The 21,914-nt window shown below is 65.9% G+C and carries 19 protein-coding genes; 18 read left to right on the forward strand and 1 reads right to left on the reverse strand.

Annotated elements, in window-relative coordinates:
* Positions 1 to 92: 92 nt before the first annotated feature.
* The 12 genes from ACFI9K_RS13505 to aroB all read left to right on the forward strand — a co-directional run bounded on the left by ACFI9K_RS13505 (position 93) and on the right by aroB (position 15,717).
* Positions 93 to 2,846 carry a circularly permuted type 2 ATP-grasp protein gene (locus ACFI9K_RS13505; RefSeq protein WP_462663957.1) on the forward strand — a complete coding sequence of 918 codons (2,754 nt, stop codon included), beginning with the start codon at positions 93 to 95 and terminating at the stop codon, positions 2,844 to 2,846.
* Complete coding sequence (locus ACFI9K_RS13510) at positions 2,846 to 3,745, forward strand: transglutaminase family protein (RefSeq protein WP_462663958.1); 900 nt, start codon at positions 2,846 to 2,848, stop codon at positions 3,743 to 3,745. Before ACFI9K_RS13505 ends, ACFI9K_RS13510 begins: the two co-directional genes overlap by 1 nt.
* A 157-nt stretch (positions 3,746 to 3,902) precedes the next feature.
* On the forward strand, positions 3,903 to 5,072 hold the full coding sequence (locus ACFI9K_RS13515) for a kinase (RefSeq protein WP_462663959.1): 1,170 nt from the start codon (positions 3,903 to 3,905) through the stop codon (positions 5,070 to 5,072).
* Positions 5,073 to 5,145: 73 nt separating this feature from the next.
* The gene (locus tag ACFI9K_RS13520; protein WP_462664069.1) at positions 5,146 to 6,558 is read left to right on the forward strand and encodes a replication-associated recombination protein A; all 1,413 of its coding nucleotides are present in this window, start codon (positions 5,146 to 5,148) and stop codon (positions 6,556 to 6,558) included.
* A gap of 42 nt (positions 6,559 to 6,600) precedes the next feature.
* Complete coding sequence (alaS, locus tag ACFI9K_RS13525) at positions 6,601 to 9,270, forward strand: alanine--tRNA ligase (RefSeq protein WP_462663960.1); 2,670 nt, start codon at positions 6,601 to 6,603, stop codon at positions 9,268 to 9,270.
* Positions 9,271 to 9,275: 5 nt separating this feature from the next.
* Entirely contained in the window at positions 9,276 to 9,851 is a 576-nt protein-coding gene (gene ruvX / locus ACFI9K_RS13530) for a Holliday junction resolvase RuvX (RefSeq protein WP_462663961.1), read from the forward strand.
* Positions 9,848 to 11,284, forward strand: coding sequence for an endolytic transglycosylase MltG (locus ACFI9K_RS13535; protein ID WP_462663962.1), 1,437 nt, complete (start codon positions 9,848 to 9,850; stop codon positions 11,282 to 11,284). Before ruvX ends, ACFI9K_RS13535 begins: the two co-directional genes overlap by 4 nt.
* Before the next feature lies 1 nt (position 11,285).
* Entirely contained in the window at positions 11,286 to 12,098 is an 813-nt protein-coding gene (locus tag ACFI9K_RS13540; protein WP_462663963.1) for a shikimate dehydrogenase, read from the forward strand.
* A gap of 171 nt (positions 12,099 to 12,269) precedes the next feature.
* Positions 12,270 to 12,842, forward strand: coding sequence for a prepilin peptidase (locus ACFI9K_RS13545; protein WP_462663964.1), 573 nt, complete (start codon positions 12,270 to 12,272; stop codon positions 12,840 to 12,842).
* A 12-nt stretch (positions 12,843 to 12,854) separates the two neighbouring features.
* Positions 12,855 to 14,042: a chorismate synthase gene (aroC, locus tag ACFI9K_RS13550; RefSeq protein WP_462663965.1), complete on the forward strand. Its 1,188-nt coding sequence runs from the start codon at positions 12,855 to 12,857 to the stop codon at positions 14,040 to 14,042.
* Positions 14,039 to 14,590 (forward strand): shikimate kinase, encoded by a 552-nt coding sequence (locus tag ACFI9K_RS13555; protein ID WP_462663966.1) that lies wholly within the window; start codon positions 14,039 to 14,041, stop codon positions 14,588 to 14,590. Before aroC ends, ACFI9K_RS13555 begins: the two co-directional genes overlap by 4 nt.
* 14 nt (positions 14,591 to 14,604) lie before the next feature.
* On the forward strand, positions 14,605 to 15,717 hold the full coding sequence (aroB, locus tag ACFI9K_RS13560; protein WP_462663967.1) for a 3-dehydroquinate synthase: 1,113 nt from the start codon (positions 14,605 to 14,607) through the stop codon (positions 15,715 to 15,717).
* Positions 15,718 to 15,799: 82 nt separating this feature from the next.
* Here aroB and ACFI9K_RS13565 read toward each other — a convergent pair whose 3' ends face one another.
* Positions 15,800 to 16,498 (reverse strand): B-4DMT family transporter, encoded by a 699-nt coding sequence (locus ACFI9K_RS13565; RefSeq protein WP_462663968.1) that lies wholly within the window; start codon positions 16,496 to 16,498, stop codon positions 15,800 to 15,802.
* A gap of 107 nt (positions 16,499 to 16,605) precedes the next feature.
* Here ACFI9K_RS13565 and ACFI9K_RS13570 point away from each other — a divergent pair, with 107 nt between their 5' ends.
* The 6 genes from ACFI9K_RS13570 (at position 16,606) to ACFI9K_RS13595 (ending at position 21,912) form a co-directional block, all read left to right on the forward strand.
* Positions 16,606 to 17,709 (forward strand): M24 family metallopeptidase, encoded by a 1,104-nt coding sequence (locus ACFI9K_RS13570; protein WP_462663969.1) that lies wholly within the window; start codon positions 16,606 to 16,608, stop codon positions 17,707 to 17,709.
* 77 nt (positions 17,710 to 17,786) lie between these two features.
* A complete protein-coding gene (gene efp / locus ACFI9K_RS13575) occupies positions 17,787 to 18,350 on the forward strand; it encodes an elongation factor P (protein ID WP_027496978.1) in 564 nt (187 codons plus the stop codon).
* Position 18,351: 1 nt separating this feature from the next.
* Positions 18,352 to 18,906 (forward strand): transcription antitermination factor NusB, encoded by a 555-nt coding sequence (gene nusB / locus ACFI9K_RS13580; RefSeq protein ID WP_462663970.1) that lies wholly within the window; start codon positions 18,352 to 18,354, stop codon positions 18,904 to 18,906.
* A 140-nt stretch (positions 18,907 to 19,046) separates the two neighbouring features.
* On the forward strand, positions 19,047 to 19,634 hold the full coding sequence (gene pyrR / locus ACFI9K_RS13585; RefSeq protein ID WP_462663971.1) for a bifunctional pyr operon transcriptional regulator/uracil phosphoribosyltransferase PyrR: 588 nt from the start codon (positions 19,047 to 19,049) through the stop codon (positions 19,632 to 19,634).
* A complete protein-coding gene (locus tag ACFI9K_RS13590; protein ID WP_462663972.1) occupies positions 19,631 to 20,578 on the forward strand; it encodes an aspartate carbamoyltransferase catalytic subunit in 948 nt (315 codons plus the stop codon). Before pyrR ends, ACFI9K_RS13590 begins: the two co-directional genes overlap by 4 nt.
* On the forward strand, positions 20,575 to 21,912 hold the full coding sequence (locus ACFI9K_RS13595) for a dihydroorotase (protein WP_462663973.1): 1,338 nt from the start codon (positions 20,575 to 20,577) through the stop codon (positions 21,910 to 21,912). The genes ACFI9K_RS13590 and ACFI9K_RS13595 overlap by 4 nt, the downstream gene beginning before the upstream one ends.
* The last annotated feature ends 2 nt before the right edge of the window (positions 21,913 to 21,914 follow it).

Here is a 21,914-nt window from a genome sequence, read left to right on the forward strand (position 1 = left end):
GCGATCCCGGTCCGACGCGCATCGGGTGAGTCCCGGGAACCGACTCGCACGGCGTCGGAGTGTGTTCGACCGATGGAAGGAACAACGGCTCGATGGTGCCCGTGGATACGACCTTGAGTGGAGCCGGCCGGAACGAACCTGTTGCGGGTGGAGCCGGCCGGAACGAACCTGTTGCGGGTGGAGCCGGCCGGAACGAAACGGGTTCGGTTGGAGCCGGCCGGAACGACGACGTCGGGAATACAGCCGCGCCGCCGTGGCTCGAGTACCGCGGTCGGCGTGAGGCTGTGATGGGACGGGCGAATCGTTTCGACGAGATGCTCGATTCCGACGACGGTGTGCGGCCGCACTGGGCAGGGTTGATCGACGGGATGCTCGAGGCAGGCTCGGGTGCCATGCAGTCCTTGCAATCACGGGTCAGCCGACTCGTCGACGACCACGGCATCACGTACAACCCCATTCCGGCCGGCGGCGCGGAGTTCGCGCCCAGTGCAGTTCGGTGGGGTCTCGACAGCGTTCCGCTGGTGGTCGCGGCCGACGAGTGGGACCGTTTGGAAGCAGGTTTGGTTCAGCGCTCGATGTTGCTCGACGCGGTCCTCACCGATATCTACGGTGCCCAGGAGACCGTTCGTCGCGGGTTGATTCCGCCGGAGCTGATCTTCGGCAACCCCGGCTATCTGCGGACGGCGCATGCAATCACCGTTCCGGGTCCACATCAACTGTTCATGCATGCCGCCGACGTAGCTCGGGGAGCCGACGGCCAGTTCCGGGTGGTGGCCGATCGAACGCAGGCGCCGTCGGGCGTGGGGTATGCGCTCGCGGATCGACGGGTGATGTCGCGGGCGATGCCCGAGCTGTTCCAGGAAAGCAATCCCCGGCCGTTGTCGACGTTTGCTCGTGCCATGCGATTGGCGTTGCGTGATGCTGCGCCCGCGTCGGCCGAGGATCCGGTGGTGGTGGTGTTGAGCCCCGGTTCGCACTCCGAGACAGCGTTCGATCAGGCCTATCTCGCCACGGTTCTCGGCTTCCCGCTGGTGGAGAATGCCGATCTGGTGGTGCGGGACGGCTGTCTGTGGATGCGGTCGCTGGGCAAGCTCCGCAGGGTGGATGTGGTGCTCCGCCGTGTCGACGCCGAGTTCGCGGATCCGTTGGACTTGCGCCCGGATTCGCATCTGGGTGTGGTCGGGCTCGTCGAGGTGCTTCGGCGCGGTGCCGTCAGTGTGGTCAACACTCTCGGCAGCGGGGTGCTCGAGAACCCGGCCCTGGTCACGTTGCTGCCCGCATTGAGCACGGCGCTCCTGGGCCAGGATCTGCTACTCGATTCTGTGACCACCTACTGGGGCGGCGACCCGAAACAGCTGTCGCACATGGGTACTCGCTTGCGTTCTCTGGTTCTGCGCTCCACCACGTCGCGTCGGACGGTGGTCGGACACGATCTCACCGATGCCGAGGCCGGTGACCTGTGGGATCGGATCGTTGCCGAGCCGTGGAAGTGGACCGGTCAGGAGGTGCCGGAGTTCTCGCTCGCCCCGGTCGGCTCGTCGCTGGGCGGGGGAACGGGGGAGCAGTCGGCGGTCGCTCCCGCCCAGGTGGGCATGAGACTGTTCACGGTCGCGCAGCGCGGCGGGTACACCCCGATGCGTGGTGGATTGGGGCAGGTGGTGATCACGGCTCCGGTCACCGAACCGCTCATCACCGTGGCCTCCAAGGATGTATGGGTCAAGTCGCTGGAACGAGTGACACCGGCCGATTCTGCGCCGCACACGCCGCCCGCGACGGTGGAGGAGCTGCCGCAGTACGCCGCGTCCAACGTCGATGTGGTCAGCTCACCTCGTGTGTTGGGCGATCTGTTCTGGTTCGGTCGCTACACCGAGCGTGCCGAGGACATGACCCGCTTGCTGATCGCGGCCCGCGAACGCGATCAGGACTATTCCTCGATGCCGTGGTTGGAGGGCAGCGAGAGCCTGCCGATCCTCCTCGAAGCAGTCACCGAGGTCTCGCGGACCGAACCGGGCTTCCTCGACGAGAAGACCCGTGCCGACGCGATCGTGGAAATGCGGTCACTGATGCTCTCTGCGGGACGCCTCGGATCGCTGGCGCAATCGGTGGATCGAATGCAGCAGGCGGCGCGCGCGGTGCGCGATCAGCTCTCGAACGACACCTGGGCGGTGCTCAATCGAATCGACACCGCGCTCGAAGAATTGGCGGACTCCCCGGTCAACAACGGTGCTCAGCTGGCCGCGTCGCAGTCGAGCGTGCTGCGGGGTCTGCTCGCGGTGTCCGGACTGGCATCGGAGTCGATGGTTCGAGATGCCGGTTGGTACTTGATGGACGCCGGCAAACGAATCGAACGTGGTCTGCAACTGACGGCGCTGCTGTCGGCGACACTGAGCCATGCCCGCACCCCGTCCACCGAACAGGCCGTCATCGATTCGGTGTTGTCGGCGGCCGAGTCCTCGGTGATCTACCGCCGACGCAACAGCGGCCGGGCACGTCCGGCGGCCGTGGCGCAGTTGCTGCTGTTCGACGAGGGGAATCCTCGCGCGCTGGTGTATCAGCTCGATCGCCTGCGCGACGACCTGGGATCGCTGCCCGACGCCTCGGGTACGTCCCGGCCCGAGCAACTCGTCGAGCAGATGCGGGTGCGGTTGCGGCGCGTGGATCCCGGTGATCTGGAGTCGGTCGACGCCCACGGTCGCCGTGTGGACCTGATCGAGTTGGTGGACGGCATTCACGATTCCCTCGAAGAGTTGTCCCGAGTCGTTCTCGCGACGCACATGTCGCTGCCGGGTGGTACGCAGCCGCTGTGGGGCAGCTCCACCATTCGAACTGCGAACGGAGTGCGGTGATGAGTCGTCGGTACCGAATCAAGCACATCACCACCTATACCTATTCCGATCGCGTCTCCTCGTCGTACGGTCGCGGTTTTCTCGCGCCGCGAGACATGGACGGGCAACACTGTGCGGAGAAGTCCGTCACCGTGGAACCGCCGCCGACCGATCAGTCCTTCGGGGTCGACGTCTACGGGAACGAGGACGTGTACTTTCACGTGACTCACGATCACGAGAAGCTGGTGGTGACGGCGGACTCCCTGGTGGAGGTCTATCCACGGCCGGTGGACGAGACGACGTCGTGGCCGGCGACCGCGCCGTGGGAGTCCGCGCGGATGGCGCTGTTCGACCGAACCGTGTCGGTGGATTCGGCCCGGGCGTCCGCGGTGGAGTTCGCTCTCGATCTTCCGGTTCCGGAGATCACCGAGGAGGTGCGGGCGTATGCCGCGCCCAGCTTCCGGCCCGGTCGGCCGCTGGCGGAGGTCGTCGTCGATCTGACGCATCGCATTTTCACCGACTTCCGGTATCTGTCCGGCTCCACGACGGTCTCGACCACCGTGGTCGATGTGCTCGCTGCGCGTTCGGGCGTGTGTCAGGATTTCGCTCGACTGGCCATTGCCTGCCTGCGGTCGCAGGGTCTCGCCGCGAGGTACGTGTCCGGATATCTTGCGACCGAACCTCCGCCCGGTAAGGAGCGGATGATCGGGGTCGATGCGACCCACGCGTGGGCTGCGGTGTGGATGCCCAACGATCGGTGGCTCGCCTTCGATCCCACCAACGACCAGCTGGTCGACGAGCGGTACGCGACGGTGGCATGGGGGCGCGACTACGCCGATGTGCCACCGCTGCGCGGAGTCATCTACACCGAGGCGGAGGAAAGCACGATCGCCGTATCGGTCGACGTTGCACCGCTGTAGCGGACCCTGCATAATTCGGTGGTTCGGGGGGGTAACCGACCATCTGGTCGAATCTGGGGATGTGACGTGCGAAAAGCCACAAAACGGACAATCGTGTCCCATTCGTAGTCATCGACACAGCACAGAAGATCGCAACGAACAGGTAGCTTGGACATCGATGACCGCAACACTTGCAGACCCAGTATCAGAGGTTGTAGCAGCAGCGCAGCGCCTCCTGGCCAAGCGCACCGGAGCTCCGGTGACGCTGATCGACCCAGTGAATCTCGGTGGTAGCGGTCAAGCGATCGTTCTGCGAGTCAAGGTCTCCGAGAACCCTTTTCAGCTTCCCCGCACCCTGGTGCTCAAGCAGGTGCGCGACGTGACCGGTGAGTCGGAGCTGCACACCGAACTGGCCGACATCGCTGGTTCCAGCGCCTTCCTGCGGGAGGCGGCCTCGTACCAGTTCGCGAACGCTCTGGCCACCGACAGCAGGCCGGGGCCGGAACTGCACGCCTACGATCTCGACGCGCGGCTGCTCGTACTGAGCGACCTCGGTGACGCCAGTCCCATCACGACCCTTTTGCGGAACTCGGACGAGTCGGCAGTGACCAATTCGCTGATGGCGATGGCACAGGCGCTCGGTCGAATGCATGCCGCCACCGTCGGCCGCGAGGACGATTTCGCAGCGCTTCTGCGTCGCGTCGGGCAACCGGACACCACGGACGGAATCTCTGCGCAGATTCCCGATGCGCTTGCCGAGGTTCCCGAACTGTTGGCCGGCTTGGCGGGGGTCGGGCGAACCCCCGATGCCCTCCTCGATCGTGTGTCGCGCAGTGGACGACTCTTCGCACACGGGGCCTTCCGCGCCTTCAGCCCGTCCGATCTGTGTCCCGACAACATCATCGTCAACGACGAGGGTGTCCGTTTTCTCGACTACGAGTGGGGCGGATTTCGCGACGCCACCCTCGACATCACCTACGCGTTGGCCTCGTTTCCGGGGTGCCTGTGCAGCTTCGACCTCTCACACGACCGTGAGCAGGCGATGATCGACGCATGGCGTGCGGAGGTAGTCGGAATTTGGCCGGCGCTGGCCGACGACACCGCCTTGGCGAGCAAAATTCTCGATGCACGGCTGATCTGGGTCTGGCTGACGACGTACTGGTTCCTGCCCGACGACCACACGCGAATCGCCGCGGCGAGGGCCCACCATCTTTCGGTTCCGAGGTCGCAGGCACTCGTTTCCAGGTGGGCGGCGCTGACCGACAGCGCGGACAGGGCCGGTGAGACCGGAATCGCCGAGTACGCGGCGTCGGTCGTGGCCGCACTGCGGGCCAAGTGGGAGCGATAGCCGGACGGTCGTTCGCGTTCTCCGCTGCGCGGTCGGTAGCGTTCGACCGGTGAGTGGCGGCTTCGGAAGTGACCTGTCGGGCAGCGATTTCTCGGGCGGCGGTGGCTCGACCAGCGATGACTCCGGTGACGGTCTCTTCGACGCCCCGGAACACCCGGACACGGACATCGCCGAGACGACGAGTGCCCAGTCGCGTCCGACCTCGACGTACGTCAGGCCCGATGCACCGCTGGCGGTGAGGATGCGTCCGACGAGTCTCGACGAGGTGGTCGGACAGTCCCATCTACTGGCTCCCGGTGCACCGTTGCGGCGGCTCGTCGAGGGGTCCGGTGCCTCGTCGGTCATGCTCTACGGCCCGCCGGGTACCGGCAAAACGACACTCGCGTCGCTGATCTCCGGAGCCACCGGACGCAAGTTCGAGGCTCTGTCTGCCCTGTCGGCAGGCGTGAAGGAAGTGCGGAGCGTCATCGAGCTCGCACGACGCCGATTGCTGTCGGGCGAACAGACCGTGCTGTTCATCGACGAGGTGCACCGGTTCTCCAAGACGCAGCAGGACGCGTTGCTCGCCGCCGTCGAGAATCGAATCGTGTTGCTGGTGGCGGCCACCACCGAAAACCCGTCGTTCTCGGTGGTGTCGCCCCTGTTGTCGCGTTCGCTGGTGCTGCAGTTGCAGCCGTTGGGGACCGAGGACATCGAGTTGCTGTTGACCCGCGCCGCGAACGACCCTCGCGGTCTGGACGGGGCGGTGACCATTGCCGAGGACGCGATGGACCACCTGGTCCGGCTCGCCGCCGGAGACGCACGCAGAGCGCTGACTGCGCTGGAAGCGGCGGCAGGAGCGGCGACCGACGGCGTGCTGGACCTGGCTACCGTCGAAGCCAGTGTGGACAAGGCTGCGGTGCGGTACGACCGTGACGGTGACCAGCACTACGACGTCATCAGTGCGTTCATCAAGTCCATCAGAGGATCGGACGTCGATGCTGCACTGCATTATCTGGCGCGGATGATCACTGCGGGTGAGGACGCGCGGTTCATCGCCCGACGGCTGGTGGTGCATGCCAGCGAGGACATCGGGATGGCCGACCCGACGGCACTGCAGACGGCCACCGCGGCGGCGAGCGCCGTGCAGATGATCGGCATGCCCGAGGCGCGGCTGGCGCTGGCCCAGGCCACCATCCACCTGGCCACCGCGCCGAAGTCGGGTGCGGTGATCGCGGCACTCGGTGCGGCCATGGCCGACGTCGCGGCCGGTAAGTCCGGGTCGGTACCGCCGCATCTGCGTGACGGTCACTACAAGGGAGCCCAGGGCTTGGGCAATGCCGTCGGATACAAGTACCCGCACAGCAGTTCCGGCGGTGTGCTCGGTCAGCAGTATCCACCGGACGAACTGGTGGGGGTGAACTACTACGAGCCCACCGAGCACGGTGCCGAGCGCGAAATTGCGACCAGGGTGGGCAAACTACGGCGGATAGTCCGAGGCCGATAGGCCCTCGAGTCGGCACAGGGGCTCGGACGCTAACCTGTATCAGTGCAGACCCATGAGATCCGCAGGCGTTTCCTCGACCATTTCGTGAAGGCGGGACACACCGAAGTACCCAGTGCGTCGTTGATTCTCGACGATCCCAACCTGCTGTTCGTCAACGCGGGCATGGTTCCGTTCGTGCCGTTCTTCCTCGGCCAGCAGACACCGCCGTACAAAACTGCCACGAGTGTCCAGAAATGCGTCCGCACACTCGACATCGAGAACGTGGGCATCACCACCCGTCACAACACGTTCTTTCAGATGGCCGGCAACTTCTCGTTCGGCGACTACTTCAAGCGCGACGCGATCAAGCATGCCTGGTCTCTGTTGACCGACAGTGTCGAGGACGGCGGTTACGGCTTCGATCCCGAACGCATCTGGGCCACTGCATATCTGGACGACGACGAGGCGATCGAGCTCTGGAAGGAGATCGCCGGCCTGCCCGACGAGCGGATTCAGCGTCGCGGAATGGCCGACAACTACTGGTCCATGGGCATTCCGGGACCCTGTGGCCCGTGCTCGGAGATCTACTACGACCGTGGCCCCGAGTTCGGTGTCGAGGGTGGTCCCGAAGCCGACGAGGACCGCTACATCGAGATCTGGAATCTCGTGTTCATGCAGAACGAACGCGGCCAGGGAATCAGCAAGGACGACTTCGAGATTCTCGGCCCGCTGCCGAAGCAGAACATCGACACCGGCATGGGCGTCGAACGCGTCGCGTTTCTGCTGCAGGGCGTCGACAACGTCTACGAGACCGACCTCGTTCGTCCGGTGATCGCCAAGGCCGAAGAGCTCTCGGGACGCAGGTACGGCAGCAACCACGACGACGACGTCCGGTTCCGTGTCATTGCCGACCACGCACGCACCGCCGCGCTGCTGATCTCCGATGGAGTCAATCCAGGGAACGACGGCCGCGGCTACGTGCTGCGGCGTCTGCTGCGCCGCATCGTCCGGTCCGCCCGACTCCTCGGAGCACCCGACGAGACGATGGCGCAGTTCGTCACCGTCGTTCGCGACACGATGGCGGAGTCGTACCCCAACCTGGTCACCGATTTCGACCGCATCCTGACCGTCGCAGTGGGGGAGGAGACGGCGTTTCTCAAGACCCTCACCTCCGGTTCGCGGCTGTTCGAGGGCGCGGCGGAAGCCGTCAAGGCGTCGGGCGCGAAGAAGATCGGCGGTGCCGAAGCGTTCGCGCTGCACGATACCTACGGCTTTCCGATAGACCTGACACTCGAAATGGCCGCCGAGGCAGGGCTGTCGGTCGACGAGGACGGCTTCCGGTCGTTGATGGCCGAGCAGCGTAACCGAGCCAAGGACGACGCCCGCGCTCGTAAGCATGCACACGCCGACCTCACGGTGTACCGAGATTTCGTCGACAGTTCGCCCACCGAGTTCACCGGGTTCGACGAACTCGGTTCCGAGGCAACGGTTTTGGCTCTGATCTCGAACGGTGTTCGCGTTCCGACGGCGGTCGCCGGTGAGAGTGTCGAGATCATTCTCGACCGCAGCCCGCTCTACGCGGAATCCGGTGGACAGATCGCGGACATCGGCACCATCACCGCTCCTGGCCTCGAGGTCAAGGTCAACGACGTGCAGAAGATCGCCAAGAAGGTGTGGACTCACAAATCGGTGGTCGACACCGGCCAGATCACCGAGGGCGACACCGTCCACGTCGACGTGGATCACGCATGGCGCAAGGGTGCAACCCAGGGGCACTCGGGCACCCACATGGTGCACGCGGCACTGCGACAGGTACTCGGGCCCAACGCAACTCAGGCGGGGTCGTTGAACAAGCCCGGGTACCTGCGGTTCGACTTCTCGTGGCAGGGCGCACTGTCGGACGCGCAGCGCGACGATATCGAGAACGTCGCCAACGACGCGGTCGGCTCGGACTTCGCGGTGAACACCATGGTGACCGATCTCGACAGCGCCAAGAAGATGGGCGCGATGGCGCTGTTCGGCGAGAACTACGGTGACGAAGTACGGGTGGTCGAGATCGGTGGGCCGTTCTCCATGGAGCTGTGCGGCGGTACACACGTGGAACACTCGTCGCAGATCGGCCCGGTCACCATCCTCGGCGAATCGTCCGTCGGTTCGGGAGTGCGCCGCGTCGAGGCCTTCGTCGGCCTCGACTCCTACCGCTACCTGGCCAAGGAACGCGCACTGCTGGCCGGCGTCGCGTCGTCGTTGAAGGTCCCGTCCGAGGAAGTTCCGGCGCGCATCGAGAACCTCGTCGAGCGTCTTCGCGTTGCCGAGAAGGAACTGGAGTCGGTGAAGGCCGCGGCTGTACTCGCCTCGGCAGGGGAGTACGTCGGCAAGGCCGAACGATTCGGTGACGTTCGAGCAGTCGTCGCGCAGGCACCCGACGGTGTCGGCGGCAATGATCTGCGCACACTGGCCACCGACATTCGCGGGCGGCTCGGCACGGACCCGGCAGTCGTCGTGTTGTTCGGCACGGTCGGCGGCAAGGTTCCGTTCGTGGTCTCGGTGAACAAGGCCGCACAGGAAGCCGGCATTGCGGCCGGTGAACTGGTGGCGTCGTTCGGCCCGAGCATCGGCGGCAGAGGTGGCGGCAAGCCGGAACTCGCCCAGGGCTCGGGCTCGGACGTGGCGGGAATCGCCTCGGGGATCGACTCCGCCCGGGCGCGCTTGACCGAACTCACCACCCACTGACCGTCGTGCCGAATCAGGGGCGAGGCCCCGACAGACCCGGCGTCGACGATCCGGGCCGCGGCCGCCGCATCGGCATCGATGTCGGCAGCGTCCGTATCGGCATCGCGTCGTCCGATCCCGACGGTGTTCTTGCGACACCTGTCGAAACGGTGGCGCGGTCCAAGGTCAAAGGTCCCGACGCACCGGACGTCGCCCGAGTGGCGGACATCGTCGCCGAGTACGAGGCCGTCGAGGTCGTCATCGGACTGCCGCGGACGTTGCGCGGCGAACGCGGAAGTGCAGTCGACGCGGCGGAGAGGTTCGGTCGTTCCCTGCACAGACGGCTGGGCGACGTGCCGATTCGAATGGCGGACGAGCGACTGACTACCGTGAGTGCGTCGCGTGCACTACGGGACAGCGGGGTGCGGGCCAAGAACCAACGTTCGGTGATCGATCAGGCGGCGGCGGTGGCGATATTGCAGGGGTGGCTGGACGAGCGCCGTGCTGTGGCCGATCGCAGTGCTGCCGATCGTGGAGTCTCCGATGGCACGGTCTCGAACGACGCAGGGACGAATTCAGGATCGACGGAGGTCGACGAGTGAACAACCATGGGTCCTTCGATCGGGATCGGCGACACGCGCGCTCCGATGAGGCGCACACCGATCCGATCGGGTATCGCGTGGACGAGGGCAGCGAGTTCGATCGGCGTATGCAGGGCCGTCCGCGCCCGCCGCGACGGCACGAACCGCATCCCACACCTGCTTCGGGGGTAGATCGGGAACGCGATCGCCCGGCGCGCTCCGATTCCGACGTCGAGGCGGAACCACACCGGGTCGGCCGTAGCCGCTCGGCGAGCCGCAAGGACCGTGCCGCGTCCACACGCAAGCGTCGTGGTCGGATCGTGGCGTCGGTGCTCGGGTTGCTGCTGATCGTCGCAGTGGCGGGTGGAGGGTATTTCGCAGTGAACAAGTTCAGCAATCGCACCACCCCGAACGCAGACTTCGCGGCCGGCTCGGCGGGTGACGGCGTGGTGATTCAGGTGCATCCCAACGACACCGCCCAACAGATCGGTACCGAAGCGGAGGAGAAAGGTGTCGTCGCCAGCTCGGGAGCGTTCCTGGAAGCTGCGATCGCGAACAACGCCATCACCTCGGTCCAGCCGGGCTTCTATCTCCTCACCAGTAACGTGCCTGCCCAGCGCGCAGTGAGTGAACTGGTCGATCCTGCCTCCCGGGTGGGGAACATGGTCATCTCGGAGGGACGTCAGCTGCACGACGCACGCGACGTCAACACCGGTGCCGTCAAGAAGGGCATCTACACCCTGATCTCCGAAGCGAGCTGCGTGGACAGAACGGGTAGCGGAACGCCCGTGTGCGTGAGCTACGACGACCTCAACGCAGCGGGAGCGGTGGATGATCCGGCGGCGCTGGGTGTTCCCGAGTGGGCCACCGATCGGGTCGAGGGAGTGCCGGATCGCGATCGTCAGCTCGAGGGCCTGATCGCCGCGGGGACCTGGGATTTCGACCCCAGTGCCGCACCCGCCGACATCCTGAAGCAGCTGGTCTCCGAGAGTGCCGCCGGATACGAGGACACCGGGATTCTCACCGCGGGCACCAACTCCGGACTCACTCCGTACGACACTCTGGTGGCTGCATCTCTCGTCGAGAGGGAGTCCCTGCCGCAGGATTTCAGCAAGGTGGCCCGGGTGATTCTCAACCGGCTCGCCGTGCCGCAGAAACTCGAGTTCGACTCGACGGTCAACTACTCGCTCGACACGACCGAGGTGGCCACCACCGACGCCGACCGGGCGCGGGTGACCCCGTGGAACACCTATGCCAGCGAAGGTTTGCCGGCCACCCCGATCTCCTCGCCGAGCATCGGTGCGGTGCAAGCAGTCGAGGCACCCGCCGAGGGCGACTGGTTGTACTTCGTGACCATCAACGCTGCTGGTGAGACGCTGTTCACTCGCAGCTACGAGGAGCACCTCGCGAACATCGGGAAGGTCGAGCCGGGCTTCCTCGACAGCGGTCGCTGAGGTGCGAGCCGCAGTACTCGGAAGCCCCGTCGCACACTCGAAGTCGCCGCTTCTGCACCGCGCCGCGTACCGCGCTCTCGGCCTCGACGACTGGACCTACGACCGAATCGAGTGCACCGGGGAACAGCTACCGGGCATGCTCGACGGCTTCGGGCCCGAATGGGTCGGCGTCTCGGTCACGATGCCGGGCAAGGTCGCTGCTCTGAACTACGCGACCGAGCGCACCGAGCGGGCAGTGCTGGCCGGCTCGGCGAACACCTTGGTGCGCACGGCGTCGGGCTGGCGTGCCGACTGCACCGACGTCGACGGGATCATCGGTGCCCTGCGTGGGGCCGGGGTGCTCGACCTGACCGGCCGCGCAGTCACCGTGGTCGGAGCTGGGGGAACGGCGCGACCGGCGATCGTTGCACTGTCCGGTCTCGGTGCTGCCGCCGTCACCGTCGTTGCGCGCTCTGCCGATCGGGCGTCCGACACTCTCGATTGCGCCGCGGCCGCCGGTCTGCAGGCGGAGTTCGTGCACATGACCGACCCTCGGCTCGCCGATATCGCGGGCGCGTCCGCTGTCCTGGTCAGTACCGTTCCCGCGGCGGGAGCCGCGGCAATCGCAACGGATCTCGCCCATGCACCGGTGGTACTCGACGCGATCTACGATCCCTGGCCGACCCCGCTCGCAGCTGCGGTCGAGGTGGCGGGGGGAACCGTCGTCGGTGGCTTGGCGATGCTGCTCGAGCAGGCGTTCGGGCAGGTCGAACAATTCACCGGCCGGCCGGCACCGCGGGGCGTCATGCGCGCCGCGTTGACCACTACCGAGTGAGCGCTGCTCGGTTTGCCCGGGCTCCGAGTTGTCCCGGGCCCCGAGTTGTCCCAGGCCCCGAGCTGTTCACTGGGACTCGAGTTGTCCACAGGCCACGAGTTGTCCACAGGCCGATGTTCGGCCAGGGATTTCGTCGTAGTCGGCCACTGACGAGATGCGACGCTTCGGGCCATGTTCGGTCTGTGTGCGGCGTCTTTGGTCGGCGGTGTTGTCGGGGTCGTGATGCGCTCCGGCCTGGTGCGATGGGAGCCTCGATACCTTCCTCTGTTGTCCGGGGTTGCCACCGGCTGGGTCTGGTGGCGGTTCGGCGGGTCCACGAACGTGGTGCCGATATGCCTACTCACCTGGTGGTTCGTGGCACTGAGCGCCGTCGACCTGCGGTGTCGCCGGCTACCGAACGGATTGACGGTTCCGGGCGCAATCGCGGTGACGGCGGCGCTCGTCCTCACCGATTCGGCGCAAGCGCTGCTCGGGGGAGTCGTACTGTTCGCGATCTACCTTCTCGTGCACCTGCTCGAGCCGTCGGCATTCGGTGCCGGGGACGTGAAGCTGGCCTGGTCGGTGGGTTCGGTCGCATCTCTCGGTGGTGCGGAGGGCTGGGTGGTCGCGGCGCTCGCGGCACCACTGGCGACGGCCGTGGTGGGATCGGTTGTGATGGTCCTCGGACACCGGCGAGCGCGGATCGCGCACGGGCCGTCCATGTGTGTGGCCACCCTGCTGGCAGTTGCGGGCGCTGCGGCGTGAAAAGATGACCGGGTGCTGCGCTGGATAACTGCCGGAGAATCCCACGGACCTGCTCTCGTCGCCATTCTCGAAGGAATGGTCGCGGGAGTCGAGGTGACCTCGGACGATATTGCCTCTCAACTCGCCCGCCGTCGCCTCGGTTACGGTCGCGGGGCCCGAATGAAGTTCGAGGCGGACAAAGTCACGCTCACCGGCGGGGTGCGGCACGGCCGCACCATGGGCGGGCCGGTCGCAATCGAGGTCGGAAACACCGAATGGCCCAAGTGGGAACAGGTGATGTCCGCCGATCCAGTCGACGAGACCGTGCTGGCCGATCTGGCGCGCAACTCGCCGCTGACGCGCCCGCGCCCAGGACACGCAGACTTCTCCGGGATGCTGAAATACGGCTTCGACGATGCGCGCCCGGTTCTCGAACGGGCCAGCGCGCGCGAAACCGCGGCCCGGGTCGCCATCGGAACGGTCGCGCGGCTCTTCCTGAAGCAGGCATTCGGTGTCGACGTCGTCTCCCATGTGATCTCGATCGGAGCATCCGATCCCTACGTCGGTCCACCGCCTGCAGGCACCGACCTCGACGCGATCGACGCTTCCCCGGTCCGCGCCTTCGACAAGGCCGCCGAAGAGTCGATGATCGCCGAGATCGAAGCAGCGAAGAAGGACGGCGACACGCTCGGCGGCATCGTCGAGGTCGTCGTGCACGGACTCCCTGTCGGCCTCGGCTCGTTCGTCTCGGGCGAACGCAAACTCGACGCCAGGCTGGCCGCCGCGCTGATGGGAATTCAGGCCATCAAGGGTGTCGAGGTCGGTGACGGTTTCGAGACTGCGCGTCGCCGCGGCAGCGTCGCCCACGACGAGATCAAGCCGGGTCCGGACGGGGTACTGCGCTCGACCAACCGGGCGGGCGGGATCGAGGGCGGGATGACCAACGGCGAGGCACTACGAGTGCGGGCGGCGATGAAGCCGATCTCCACCGTCCCGCGCGCGCTCGCAACGGTGGACATGACGACAGGTGACGAAGCGGTGGCCATTCACCAGCGCTCCGACGTCTGCGCCGTTCCGGCCGCCGGTGTCGTGGCCGAGACCATGGTTGCCCTGGTGATCGCTCAGGCAGCGCTGGAGAAGTTCGGTGGGGATTCGCTGGCGGAGACGACGAGCAACGTCGACCACTACGTGAAGGGCACCGCCGCCCGACCCCCACGATGAGCCCGTACGCGGTCCTCGTCGGACCGCCGGGAGCAGGTAAGTCGACCATCGGCAGGAGACTCGCGCAGGCGCTGCACTTGGACCTTCTCGATACCGACGTCGCCATCGAGAGAGAGACCGGGCGCACTATCACCGACATTTTTTCCCGCGACGGCGAGCCGACTTTTCGGCAGATCGAGGAGCGCATAGTGGCGGATGCTCTCGCCTCGCACGAGGGCATCGTCTCACTCGGAGGTGGCGCTGTGCTGTCTGCATCCACTCGGGCCCTGCTGGCGCAGCACCGGGTGGTCTACCTGGAAATCAGTGTGGCAGAAGGGCTTCGGCGTACGGGGGCCAATACGAGCAGGCCGCTCCTTGCCGGCCCCGATCCCCGCGCCAAGTATCAGGAACTGATGCGCCACCGCCGACCTCTCTACCGGTCGGTGGCCACGGTGCGAGTACGAACCGACAGTCGCAGCCCCGCCCGCGTGGTGGGCCAGCTGGTCTCGAGGCTGACTGCGATCGCGCCCGTGCCCGCACGCGACGTGAACGAGAAAAACCCCCAGTAGATGAAGGTGATTCGATGACAGAGCCAGTGCGCGTCCAGGTCGAGAGCGCCGATCCGTATCCGGTGATCATCGGTCGAGGTCTGTTGATGGATCTCGTCGACGAGCTCGCCGGAACCACCACGGTGGCGATTTTCCATCAGCCACCGCTTGCCGAGACGGCCGAGGCCGTACGAGCAGCCCTGGCGGAGAAGGGAATCGACGCACACCGCATCGAGATTCCCGATGCAGAGGACGGTAAGGACCTCGCCGTGGCGGGTTTCTGCTGGGAAGTATTGGGCCGAATCGGTCTCACCCGAAGCGATGCCATCGTCAGCCTCGGCGGCGGAGCTGCAACCGACCTGGCCGGATTCGTGGCGGCGACGTGGATGCGCGGGGTGCGGATCGTGCACGTCCCGACGACGTTGCTCGCCATGGTCGACGCGGCCGTCGGCGGCAAGACCGGCATCAACACCGACGCCGGAAAGAACCTGGTCGGGTCCTTCCACGAACCGGCTGCCGTTCTGATCGACCTCGCCACCCTCGAAACCGTGCCCAAGAACGAGATCGTCTCGGGCCTGGCCGAGGTCATCAAGACCGGTTTCATCGCCGATCCGACGATCTTGGACATCATCGAGGCCGATCCGGCGGCGGCTCTGGATCCGACCGGTGACGTTCTTCCCGAGCTGATCAAGCGATCGGTCGAGGTCAAGGCGAAGGTCGTGGCAGCGGATCTGCGCGAGTCGAACTTGCGCGAAATTCTGAACTACGGTCACACGCTTGCGCACGCCATCGAGCGGCGTGAGCAGTACCGCTGGCGCCACGGTGCCGCAGTGTCCGTCGGTCTCGTGTTCGCTGCCGAGCTCGGGCGTCTGGCCGGTCGTCTGGACGACGCCACAGCCGACCGCCATCGCTCGATTCTCGAATCGGTCGGATTGCCGGTCACGTACGACGAGCACGCGTTCTCGGACCTGCTCAAGGGGATGCAAACGGACAAGAAGAACCGCGCGGGACTGCTGCGGTTCGTCGTCCTGGACGGTCTCGCAAAGCCAGGGCGGCTCGAGGGGCCGGATCCGGCGTTGCTCGTCGCTGCCTTCTCCGCAGTCGGCCGCGAGGCCCCGTCGAGCGGTGGGTCGGCCATCCTGCTGTGACGGTCGGCTTCGGCCGAAACGACGACGGGCGGTGAGCGACGCACTCTGCGTCACTCACCGCCCGTGTGTTCGGTGTCGGGAGTCAGGAACCGTCGGCCGAGCCGTGACGGTTGCCGCGCTTGTCCAGTCGGGGCTTTCCGTCGGCGTCGACGGCCGAGAAGACCTCGGTGTCGGCTTCGTCGTGCTCCGAGGCCCACTGAGTCTCGGACCGCGGCGATTCGGAGCGCGGCGTTTCGGACCGCGACGACTCTTGCTTCGATCGAGTGCCCCGGCTCGACTCGGCGCGCTCCTTGGTGCCTGCGTTGACCAACTCACGGTCGTGCGCGCGATCGGCGTCGGAGGAGGCCAGCTTCTTCTTCGCATCGCGGTTGACGATGAGTCGACCCACGAACACCGCAATGCTGGCGACGACGAAGGTCGTGAGGATGGTGAAGGCCGCACCGGAGGTGAGCTCGAAGATCAGGCCGTTCTGGCCGAGACTGAAGTCGACGAAGAAGCCGATGATCCAGCTGAGCAGTCCAGCGAGTAATCCGGCGACGACCGCGGCCTTGAGCCACACCATCGTGAGGTCCTGGCCGTCGTCGGGGTCGGGATGATTGCGTCGATCGCGGACGCCGTCGATTCCCGCCCAGACGACGATCACGAGAACGACGAGGGCATACGCCACCCATCGCAACGCCGAACCACTCAGCGGCCACGTCGATACTGCCGCCCCCAGCAGCAATCGAACGACGGCGTTGATCAATCCCATACCTATGCCACGCACTGCCCACCCAGTCATGCGGCACAGCATATCCGCACGTCGCCCATTGTGTGTCAGGGCCCACAAAGTCCGGGCCCGACGCGTCCGAGCCGAGGCACGTTCGAGCGCGCAGTAATGTCGTTCTCATGCCTGCCGATTTCGGTGCCCGTCGCGGTGCCCTGCGAGAACTGTTGGCCGCCGACGGACTCGACTTCATGTTGATCACCGATCTGCTGAACGTGCGTTATCTGACCGGTTTCACCGGCTCCAACGCGGCACTGCTGGTCTCCGCGGCGGATGCGGTCGACAGCGAGAACGGAACCGTGATCTGCACCGACGGAAGATACGTCACTCAGGTCGCCGAGCAGGTGCCCGATCTACGGGCCGAGATCGATCGAGCGTCGGCATTGCATCTGCTTCGCGCGGGCGGGTCGGGCTCCGGCAACCGGATCGGTTTCGAGAGTCACGTCGTGACGGTCGACGCCCATCGCGCCTGGACCGAGCTCGGCGGTGTCGCCGAGTTGGTGCGCGCACCGGGTGTCGTCGAGTCGTTGCGGATGGTCAAAGACGAATTCGAGGTGGGATTGCTCCGTGCTGCCTGCCGTGCCGCCGATGATGCGCTCGCCCAGTTGTTGAGCGCAGGCAGCATTCGCGCGGGGAGAACCGAGCGTGAGGTGGCCCGCGAACTAGAATCCGCGATGCTCGACCACGGCGCCGATGCGATCTCGTTCGAGACCATCGTGGCCGCGGGCGTCAACTCCGCGGTTCCTCATCACCGCCCCACGGATGCGGTGTTGGCCGAAGGGGATTTCGTGAAGCTGGACTTCGGTGCGCTCGTGGCCGGGTACCACTCCGACATGACTCGGACGTTCGTGATCGGTAGTCCGGCGCAGTGGCAACGCGACCTGTACGAGCTGGTCCAGCGTTCACAGACGGCCGGGCGACACGCGCTGGCACCGGGGGTGGACACCGCAGCGGTCGATGCTGCATCGCGGTCGGTGATCGAGGACGCCGGGTACGGCGAGTACTTCCTGCACGGGCTCGGTCACGGTGTGGGGTTGGAAATCCACGAAGCGCCGGGAATCGCGAAGACGAGCACCGGTACACTGCTGAGCGGTGCAGCGGTCACCGTCGAGCCGGGTGTCTACTTCTCCGGTCGCGGCGGCGTTCGGATCGAGGACACACTCGTCGTTCGTGACGAGGGTCCGGAACTGCTCACCCTGACAAGCAAGGAACTCACGTCCGTCTAGCGCGCGGGTGGGAGCGAACCCAAGTACGTGACCGACGGCGCGTCACGCGCACAAACGATTGAGGAGACGCGAAGCAAGTGGCTTCCACCAGCGATTTCAAGAACGGACTGGTTCTCAACCTGGAGAACCAGCTGTGGTCGATCATCGAATTTCAGCACGTCAAGCCCGGCAAGGGTCCCGCGTTCGTGCGGACCAAGCTCAAGAACGTGCTCTCGGGCAAGGTCGTCGACAAGACGTTCAACGCCGGTGTGAAGGTCGAGACCGCCACGGTCGACCGTCGCGACATGACGTACCTCTACCACGACGGTAGCGACTACGTGTTCATGGACGCAGACACCTACGACCAGCTCTCGATCGGTGAGGCCACCGTCGGTGACGGCGCGCGATTCCTGCTCGAGAACCTGCGCGTGCAGGTCGCCATGCACGAGGGCGTCCCGCTGTACGTCGAGCTTCCCGTCACCGTCGAGCTCGAGGTCAAGCACACCGATCCCGGCCTGCAGGGCGATCGGTCCACCGGCGGCACCAAGCCCGCGACCCTCGAGACCGGAGCCGAGATCTCGGTGCCGCTGTTCATCAACACCGGCGACAAGCTCAAGGTCGACTCCCGTGACGGCAACTACCTCGGGCGTGTGAACTCCTAACGTGTCATCGAAGAAGTCGACATCCTCCGGTTCGCAGACCGGTACTCCCGGCGCGAAGAAGTTGGGTGCACGCCACAAGGCTCGCAAGCGAGCCGTGGACTTCCTGTTCGAGGCGGAGGCGCGCAATGTCGACCCCGTGAACCTGACTACCGAGCGCATCGAACTCGCGCGCGGTGACGACACGATTGCGCCGGTCAGCGACTACACCTCGACGTTGGTCGAGGGAGTGGCGGAGAACCTGGATCGCCTCGACGGAGTGATTGCCGATCACCTCAAGGACTGGACGCTCACGCGTCTACCTGCGGTCGACCGAGCCATTCTTCGTGTTGCCGTCTGGGAGCTGTTCCACGCTACCGACGTGCCTCCGGTCGTGGCCGTCGACGAAGCCGTCGAGCTGGCCAAACAGCTGTCCACCGACGATTCGCCCGGTTTCGTCAACGGAGTACTCGGCCAGATCGTCCTCGTGGCACCGCAGGTTCGCGCGGCAGCCGCAGCGGTGTCGAGTCGTCCCCAGGGCGAATCGGCCGTCGACGCGCCGGTCGACACCGAGCACTGATCGAACGCTCGACGGTCCTGTGACCTAGCGCTCTGCGAACCTGGTGGATACGGTTCGCAGAGCGTTGCTAGGCTCTACGCAGTTACATGTCAGACATCCTTTAACGATCCGTCCAGAGAGGCGGAGAAGGAGGTCGTAGTTTGCCTGCGCCCGAAAGTTCGTCCGCTGATCCTGCCGTCCGTGAGTTGCTGTCCGCGGCCGATGTGGGTCGCACCATCTCTCGCATGGCCCACCAGATCATCGAGAAGACCGCACTCGATGCGCCCGACTCGCCCCGCGTCGTATTGCTGGGCATCCCCACCCGCGGAACCACCCTGGCAGAGCGTCTCGCCGAGCGCATCGAGGCATTCTCCGGCGTTCGGCCCCCGCTGGGTTCGCTCGACATCACCCTCTACCGCGACGATCTGCGCAACAAGCCGCACCGTCCGCTCGAGCGGACGTCGGTACCGGTCGGCGGCGTCGACGACGCACTGGTCGTACTGGTGGACGACGTACTGTTCTCCGGGCGAACCGTACGGTCCGCGCTCGACGCTCTACGCGACCTGGGCCGTCCGCGCGCCGTGCAGCTGGCGGTCCTCATCGACCGCGGTCACCGCGAACTTCCCCTCCGCGCGGACTACGTGGGCAAGAACGTGCCCACCGCGCGCACCGAGGACGTCTCGGTATTGCTGTCCGAGCACGACGGCCGGGACGGCGTCACCCTCGCCGAGGGAGGATCTGCGCGATGAAGCACCTTCTCTCGGTCGCCGACCTGACAGTCGATTCGGCCACCGAACTTCTCGACGAAGCCGAACGGTTCGAGCAAGCGCTACTCGGTCGCGAAGTCAAGAAGCTACCGACGCTGCGCGGGCGCACCATCATGACGGTCTTCTTCGAGAACTCGACGCGCACCCGCGTCTCGTTCGAGGTGGCAGGCAAGTGGATGAGCGCCGACGTCATCAACGTCAGTGCAAGTAGTTCCTCGGTGTCGAAGGGGGAGTCGCTCCGCGACACCGCCACGACCCTGCGCGCCGCCGGAGCCGACGCACTCATCGTGCGGCACCCGGCATCGGGTGCCGCACACCAGATCGCTCAGTGGACTGCCGACCAAGGATCAGGTGGAGGTCCTGCCGTCATCAACGCCGGTGACGGTACGCACGAACATCCCACCCAGGCCCTGCTCGACGCTCTGACGGTTCGACAACGCCTGGGCACCATCGCCGGCCGTCGCATCGCGATCGTCGGCGACATCCTGCACAGCCGGGTGGCGCGATCGAATGCGATCCTGCTCGCCACACTCGGAGCCGAGGTGGTGCTGATTGCGCCACCGACCCTGCTGCCGGTGGGAGTGAGCGGCTGGCCGGTGCGGGTGTCGCACGACATCGACGCCGAGCTGCCAGGGTTGGACGCCGTGCTGATGCTGCGTGTTCAAGCCGAACGCATGAACGGTGGGTTCTTCCCGTCCGCTCGGGAGTACTCGATCACCTACGGGCTCTCGCAGCGCCGGCTCGAGCTGCTGCCCGATCACGCCGTCGTGCTGCACCCCGGTCCGATGCTCCGCGGTATGGAGATCGCGTCATCGGTGGCGGACTCTCCGAAAACTGCAGTCTTGCAACAGGTTACGAATGGAGTTCACGTGCGGATGGCAGTGCTGTTCCGATTGCTGGTCGGTTCCGACGGGGGTGCGTCATGACCGCTCCGGCCGCCCAGTCGGTACTGCTGCGCGGAGTCCTGCTGTACGGCGAGGGCTCGGAAACCGACGTGCTGATCACCGGGGAGGAGATCGCCGCGATCGGCGCGGATCTCGATGCGGACGGCGCGGATGTCATCGATGCGCGCGGCCACATCCTGCTGCCCGGGTTCGTGGACATGCACACCCATCTGCGTGAGCCGGGCCGCGAGGACACCGAGACGATCGAATCCGGTTCGGCGGCAGCTGCATTGGGCGGCTACACCGCGGTGTTCGCCATGGCGAACACCGATCCGGTTGCCGATTCGGTGGTCGTGACCGACCACGTCTGGCGCCGGGGGCAGGAAGTCGGCCTCGTCGACGTCCACCCCGTCGGGGCGATCACCGTCGGCTTGAAGGGCAAGCAACTCGCCGAGATGGCCACGATGGCAGCCGGAATCGGCCGAGTCAAGATGTTCTCCGACGACGGCCATTGCGTCGACGATCCGCTGATCATGCGGCGCGCCTTGGAGTACTCGAGTTCGCTCGGTGTGCTCATCGCTCAGCACGCCGAGGAGCCCAGGCTCACCGTCGGTGCCGTCGCGCACGAGGGACCCACCGCGGCTCGGCTCGGACTGGCCGGGTGGCCGCGTGCGGCCGAGGAATCGATCGTCGCACGCGATGCACTGCTCGCGCGTGATGCCGGTGCGCGGGTACACATCTGCCATGCTTCCACCGCCGGTACCGTCGAACTGATGAAATGGGCACGCGGACAGGGCATTTCGATCACCGCGGAGGTGACCCCGCATCATCTGCTGCTGGACGATTCGCGGCTCGAGACGTACGACGCGATCAACAAGGTGAACCCGCCGCTGCGCGAGAAATCCGATGTCGAAGCGTTGCGCACGGGTCTGGCCGACGGTGTGATCGATTGCGTCGCCACCGACCATGCGCCGCATGCCGAGCAGGACAAGTGCTGCGAATTCTCGATCGCACGCCCCGGGATGCTCGGACTCGAAACGGCCCTGTCCATCGTGGTCGACACGATGGTGACTCCCGGCCTGCTCGACTGGCGAGGTGTGGCGCGAGTGATGAGCGAGCGTCCCGCGCAGATTGTCGGATTGACCGATCAGGGCCGGCCGATCGAGGTGGGCGAGATCGCCAACCTCACCGTTGTCGATCCGAACGCGAGCTGGACGGTTTCGGGTAAGAAGCTCGCCAGCGTCGCACACAACACACCGTTCGAGGACATGACGTTCTCGTCGAAGGTGACCACGACCGTGCTGCGCGGACGAGTCACCGTCCGCGACAGCACTGTGGCCGACAACGGTTCAGTGGCGAACAGGGCAGGGGAGTAGAG

This window comes from Rhodococcus sp. PSi06, from assembly GCF_054960675.1.

Excerpts from the sequence above, each read along its gene's own strand:
- ACFI9K_RS13565 (WP_462663968.1), bottom strand. The coding sequence starts at position 16,498 with ATGACTGGGTGGGCAGTGCGTGGCATAGGTATGGGATTGATCAACGCC.
- ACFI9K_RS13595 (WP_462663973.1), top strand. The coding sequence starts at position 20,575 with ATGACCGCTCCGGCCGCCCAGTCGGTACTGCTGCGCGGAGTCCTGCTG.
- ACFI9K_RS13545 (WP_462663964.1), top strand. The coding sequence starts at position 12,270 with ATGTTCGGTCTGTGTGCGGCGTCTTTGGTCGGCGGTGTTGTCGGGGTC.
- ACFI9K_RS13590 (WP_462663972.1), top strand. The coding sequence starts at position 19,631 with ATGAAGCACCTTCTCTCGGTCGCCGACCTGACAGTCGATTCGGCCACC.
- ACFI9K_RS13505 (WP_462663957.1), top strand. The coding sequence starts at position 93 with ATGGTGCCCGTGGATACGACCTTGAGTGGAGCCGGCCGGAACGAACCT.
- ACFI9K_RS13515 (WP_462663959.1), top strand. The coding sequence starts at position 3,903 with ATGACCGCAACACTTGCAGACCCAGTATCAGAGGTTGTAGCAGCAGCG.
- ACFI9K_RS13555 (WP_462663966.1), top strand. The coding sequence starts at position 14,039 with ATGAGCCCGTACGCGGTCCTCGTCGGACCGCCGGGAGCAGGTAAGTCG.
- ACFI9K_RS13570 (WP_462663969.1), top strand. The coding sequence starts at position 16,606 with ATGCCTGCCGATTTCGGTGCCCGTCGCGGTGCCCTGCGAGAACTGTTG.
- aroB (WP_462663967.1), top strand. The coding sequence starts at position 14,605 with ATGACAGAGCCAGTGCGCGTCCAGGTCGAGAGCGCCGATCCGTATCCG.
- ACFI9K_RS13510 (WP_462663958.1), top strand. The coding sequence starts at position 2,846 with ATGAGTCGTCGGTACCGAATCAAGCACATCACCACCTATACCTATTCC.